Source organism: Candidatus Endomicrobiellum pyrsonymphae (assembly GCF_020328025.1).
Classification (GTDB): Bacteria; Elusimicrobiota; Endomicrobiia; order Endomicrobiales; family Endomicrobiaceae; genus Endomicrobiellum; species Endomicrobiellum pyrsonymphae.
Map to the genome: position 1 here is coordinate 1 of NZ_JAIXMZ010000076.1, position 5,261 is coordinate 5,261.

General features: G+C 32.7%; 8 protein-coding genes. 1 reads left to right on the top strand and 7 read right to left on the bottom strand.

What is annotated here, in order from left to right; genetic code table 11:
* The 7 genes from LE180_RS05995 to LE180_RS06025 form a co-directional block, all read right to left on the bottom strand.
* Positions 1–200, bottom strand: a 200-nt coding sequence (locus LE180_RS05995) for a class II fructose-bisphosphate aldolase (RefSeq protein ID WP_374134548.1), incomplete at its 3' end; no start/stop codon positions are given.
* A 1-nt stretch (position 201) separates the two neighbouring features.
* A complete protein-coding gene (locus LE180_RS06000; RefSeq protein WP_374134549.1) occupies positions 202–1,221 on the bottom strand; it encodes an acetyl-CoA carboxylase carboxyltransferase subunit alpha in 1,020 nt (339 codons plus the stop codon).
* Between the two features lie 64 nt (positions 1,222–1,285).
* Positions 1,286–1,990: a hypothetical protein gene (locus LE180_RS06005; RefSeq protein WP_374134550.1), complete on the bottom strand. Its 705-nt coding sequence runs from the start codon at positions 1,988–1,990 to the stop codon at positions 1,286–1,288.
* Between the two features lie 107 nt (positions 1,991–2,097).
* Positions 2,098–2,643, bottom strand: a complete 546-nt coding sequence (locus tag LE180_RS06010; protein WP_374134551.1) for a shikimate kinase — start codon at positions 2,641–2,643, stop codon at positions 2,098–2,100.
* Positions 2,644–3,801: a chorismate synthase gene (aroC, locus tag LE180_RS06015; protein WP_374134552.1), complete on the bottom strand. Its 1,158-nt coding sequence runs from the start codon at positions 3,799–3,801 to the stop codon at positions 2,644–2,646.
* A 228-nt stretch (positions 3,802–4,029) separates the two neighbouring features.
* A complete protein-coding gene (locus tag LE180_RS06020; RefSeq protein ID WP_374134553.1) occupies positions 4,030–4,395 on the bottom strand; it encodes a hypothetical protein in 366 nt (121 codons plus the stop codon).
* Between the two features lie 18 nt (positions 4,396–4,413).
* A complete protein-coding gene (locus tag LE180_RS06025) occupies positions 4,414–5,022 on the bottom strand; it encodes an ABC transporter ATP-binding protein (protein WP_374134555.1) in 609 nt (202 codons plus the stop codon).
* On the opposite strand from LE180_RS06025, the gene LE180_RS06030 reads away from it, so the two are divergent.
* Positions 4,922–5,261, top strand: a 340-nt coding sequence (locus LE180_RS06030; protein ID WP_374134554.1) for a hypothetical protein, incomplete at its 3' end; no start/stop codon positions are given. The genes LE180_RS06025 and LE180_RS06030 overlap by 101 nt on opposite strands.

A 5,261-nucleotide genomic window follows, 5' to 3' on the forward strand; every position in this document is an offset into this window, starting at 1 on the left:
TTCATCAAATAACCAAGATACGTAAAATTAGAATACTTTAATGCGCCTCTGCTTGCCTGAATAATCACGGGGGACTGCGTTTCTTTTGCAGCAGTCATAATTGCCTGTATCTGCTCCATATTGTTGACATTATACGCGCCTACTCCGTAGTTCTTTTTCTTCGCTTCATCCAAAATTTGCTTACCCGTTGCTAGAGCCATTTTATTTCCTCCTATTTTTTTGAGACTTCTTTTTCACTGTTTTTTTACGGTTATTTTTAGATTTTACAACATCTTCATAAATGCCAATGTTTCTAAATTTCAAATACCTTTCCTCAGCAATTTTTTTACCGCTTAGACCATCATATTCGCCAAGATATTTCTTTAATGCGGTTTTGATATTCGCTGCCGCTTTTGTATAGTCGTAATGAGCGCCACCCAAAGGTTCCTTTATAACTTCATCTATAACTTTTAAACCCAATAAATCTTTAGCTGTTATTTTCATCGCTGTTGCAGCTTCAGCCGCTTTTGAGCCATCTCTAAAGAGTATTGCGGCGCATCCCTCAGGCGAAATAACTGAATAATAAGAATTTTCGAGCATTAAAACTTTATTGGAAACACCTATCCCCAACGCTCCTCCGGAACCACCCTCGCCTACAACAACGCTTATAACAGGGACTTTTAAATCCGACATATCTCTTAAATTTCTTGCGATAGCTTCAGCCTGACCTCTCTCTTCAGCAGCAATCCCGGGATATGCTCCTGACGTATCTATAAAAGTTATTATAGGTCTGTTAAATTTTTCGGCAAGTTTCATAATTCTCATGGCTTTCCTGTACCCTTCAGGGTGAGCCATACCAAAATTTCTATCCATATTTTCTTCGAGAGTTCTGCCTTTTTGATGACCTATAACAACAACTGACCTATTATCAATCTCAGCAATACCGCACAAAATTGCCTGATCGTCGCCAAAAACCCTATCGCCACAAAGTTCTACAAAATTATTGAATATTAATTTCACATAATCTGCAGAATAGGGTCTTTGAGGGTGCCTTGCAACTTGTATCCTCTGCCAAGGAGATAATGAACTGTAAATTTTTTGCTTTAGTTCGTCCCTTGTCGTTTCAAGATCTTTAATTTGCTCAGACAAATCCACATTGCCATTCACAGAAGATTCTTTTAATTCGTCAATCCTTTTATCAATCTCCACTATTGGCTGTTCAAAATCAAAAGTTGTTTCCATGTGCCCTCTCAAACTTATGCTTGTTACATCTCTCTTTTGTTATAAACAATTATTATTTAGAGATTTAAAATTTCCCAGAATAACTGATTCTTAAAACTCTTTCATTTGGGACCCTTCCAACACTTTCTTTCCCCCAACAATCTCTAATAATACAGTCCACATCTATGTATTCCGTTAAAGCAAACTTTAAACCGCAGTTAAGCCTTGCATGAGGAAAGTAATTTATATTATCATATTCGGTCATAAAATATACTATTTCTTTATACACAGGAACCATCACATTTATAAATCCATAGACCTTGGCTTTTGAATTGTTTACATTAGCGCCGACATTAAGCATTAAACCATCTATAAAAAGTTCTCTGCCAATAACTACATACAAACCTTTTCCTCTCTGCAAATATTTCCATGAATAATCATTATCAATAAAATATCCTTGACCGTCATAGCCTATTGCTAATTGCGGTAGAACCATACTGCCTTCGTAAAGTCTTAATTTAACATTCAAAGCAGGAACCGCAACTTGAACTTGATCATTCCCTATAAGTTTGTCAAGCTCCCAAGACACGCCGATATTGAGAAGTTTGAAAACGCCGAAATTAATGTTTGAAATAATATTACCTGACGAAAAACATCTAACCCCCACGTCATACGTGCCATAACTCAAAGCACCTGTTGTAGGAGTATCTACTACATATGTTTTATTTGCAAGAGACAACGAAGCAAAAGAAAAAACAAAAACAGCCAAAACCAACATTTTTTTAAACACTTACTTCTCCTATTGACTTTGATACAAACATTAAAACTTATATTCAAAGTTCTGTCAAACAGTTTCACACAAAAAGAGAGCAGACAAAAACTCATTCTGCTATGTAATCAAGTAACCTCACAATCAACTAACTTTATATTAAGTTTATTCAAAATACAATCTGCGACTTCGTTTGCCATTAACCCATCCGTATTGAAAGTAAAATCATAATCCGCGTAAACACTTTTTCTAACATCTAAGAGTTTCTTGATTTCCATTAAAGGATTTTTACACTTTAGAAGAGGTCTATCGGCGCTATTTTTTAATCTTTCATATACAACTTCAACAGAAGCGCAAAGATTTATTATTATTCCCCTCTGTCTTAAAACCTTTATATTTTCAGGATTTAAAACCACCCCCCCGCCACAAGCGATAACAACAGACTTTTCTTTTGATATTTCTTTTATCACTTCAGTTTCAATCCGTCTAAAACAAGCTTCACCATACATCTTAAAAATATCGTTTATTGAAAGACCTGCTTTTTGTTCTATTAAATCATCTGTATCAAAAAAACTCATATTTAGTTTTTTTGCCACAATTTTACCTGTTTCTGTTTTGCCTGTCCCCATAAAACCTGTAAATATTATGGATTTTCTTTTTGATTGGCTATTCACTTATATTGCCTTTAATCTTTCTTTATAACTATTAACATTGTTTTTCATATCGTTTATACAGTCGCTGCCAAATTTTTCTGTTAATGCTTTTGCAAGTTCTATGGCAACTGCAGCTTCGGCAACAACACCCGCAGCAGGCACTGCGCAAACATCACTTCTTACAGCTTCGGCTTTAGCCATCTTTTTTGTAGCAAGATTTACAGAATGGAGAGAATTTACAAGCGAAGGAATAGCTTTCATAGTACAAGTTATAACTATAGATTCACCGTTGCTCATACCGCCTTCAATTCCACCTGCTCTGTTTGTTTTTCTATAAAACCCTTTTGTCTTATTATAAAAAATCTCATCGTGAGACATAGATCCAAAAAGTTCCGCAAGCTTTGTCCCAGCTCCAAACTCAATAGATTTAAAAGCCTGTATTGAAATTAAACTCTGAGCTAAACGCCCATCAAGTTTTAAATCCCACTGCGTATGACTTCCAAGTCCTACCGGAATATTTTTTGCGACAACAACAATCTTCCCTCCTAAAGTATCTCCTTTAGTTCTTGCTTCGTCTATCAATTTCATCATTTTTTTACTTGTAAGTTTATCGGGACATCTTATGTCTGACTTTTCCGAGTCTTGCCATATTTTATTTTCTTTTATAGAAGATATATCTGCTTTAATATTTCCGATTTGCAATGTGTAAGACATAATTTTTATACCAAATTCTTTTAAAACAACTTTACATATTGCGCCTGCAACAACTCTTGAAGCAGTTTCTCTTGCTGAAGCTCTTTCAAGAATATCTCTAAAATCATTTACGCCGTATTTCATAAGTCCCGCTAAATCCGCATGACCTGGACGAGGTCTTAAAAGAGCTTGCCCGCATGATGCAGAAGATGACGGCGACATTACATCTGTCCAATTTTTAAAATCTTTATTTGCAATAGTTATAGCTATCGGTGAACCAATAGTTCTTTGATGTCGCATACCAGAAAGAATTTTAGCCGTATCCGTCTCTATATTCATTCTCTCTCCTCTACCATAACCTCTTTGCCTTCTCGCAAGCTCTACATTAATTTCTTTGACATCTATGATAAGTCCGGCAGGAATACCCTCAACAACAACAACAAGAGACTCTCCGTGTGACTCACCAGCTGTTGTAAACCTAATCATGCGATTGCTCCTTAAAATATTAATAACAACAGAACTCTGTACAAATTCCAAAGTTACTGCGAATAAATTCGTAGCAACCCCTATAATCTAAAAGCGGTGGAGTCAAACAACCCACCCACCTATCAACTTTGGAACTTTACACAATCTTTTTTACATTGCCAAATACAAAACAACCACTCCCATATTCTATCAAATTTTGCATTTACAAAAAATCTCAGTATATTATATTTACGCAGCTTTTTTTAAAACATAACTTATGACATTTTTTCTAAAATTATAAAATATCTTTAAATCATTCTCTATATCAATATTGAATTGTCGCACATCTAAAATAATCTTATTCCCATGAATGTCATATCTATTGATTTTAAAACTTCCAGTATTGTGATTTACAATTATGGTACTATTGTCAAGTTTTACAAATAAAGCTTTCCTCATATTTATATTTTTTGTGTTCACTATTAAATCATTTTCAATGATTTTATAATCTAAGGGAATATTGATTGTAAATATTGGAACAAAAAAAATAAATACAAAAATTATAGATATTATTATAATCAAATTGTTTATGAAAAATATTTGTTTTTGAATCATTTATACCTCAACAATAATTTACAATTGAATTTTTTTATCAAACAAGTTAGAAATATTTGCTCTATGAGAAACAACAATAATAATTTTATCCTTATAAAAATTGAGCAAATTTCTATAAATTTCCATTTCCATATTTTCATGAATAGAATTTCCGAATTCATCTAACAATAAAACTTCAAAATTTTTCATTAAGCATCTTGCTAAAGCTATCCTTTGTTTTTCTCCTCCTGAAACAGATATACCTTTATTTCCTACAACTTTTTTATCATTCAAATTTTCAAGTTTGCATATTTTTAAAATTTCTAAATATCTTTGATTTATTAGACTATTACAATCCAAATTCAGTAGAATGTTCTCCCTGATAGTTGTATTGAATAAAAATGAATCTTGCGTGAAATACGATATTTTAGCTCTAAAATTCTTAATGTCTATACTGTATAAATTTTTGTTGTTTATTAAAATTTTCCCAGCGGATATATTATCAAAAAGTACCATTAAATTTAAAATTGTAGTTTTACCGGCTCCGGTGTTTCCAACTAGCGCAACTTTATCGTTTGAAATAATCTCTAAATCAAAATTTTTTAATACATTTCTGCCGATTTTTTTACAATTTAATTTCTTAATTATTTTGTTGCTTACTCTAAGCGCTACTTTACCATCCTTAGTTTCATCCTTTTTTAATGAAAAAAATCGATATTTTACATCTAAATATCAGGAAAAGTTTGCTCTATACTCTTCAAGATTATCGGATATAGTAGATTCGATTAAAGAAATAAAATTATTTGATATATACAAAAAAGAAACAGACAAGATTGATTCTGAAGCTAAAGATTTAGTTTTGGTAAATGTAAGAAGAGTTTTTTGTA

Bases quoted from the DNA above. Each gene is read 5' to 3' on its own strand.
- LE180_RS06000 (WP_374134549.1), bottom strand. From the start codon at position 1,221: ATGGAAACAACTTTTGATTTTGAACAGCCAATAGTGGAGATTGATAAA.
- aroC (WP_374134552.1), bottom strand. From the start codon at position 3,801: ATGATTAGGTTTACAACAGCTGGTGAGTCACACGGAGAGTCTCTTGTT.
- LE180_RS06020 (WP_374134553.1), bottom strand. From the start codon at position 4,395: ATGATTCAAAAACAAATATTTTTCATAAACAATTTGATTATAATAATA.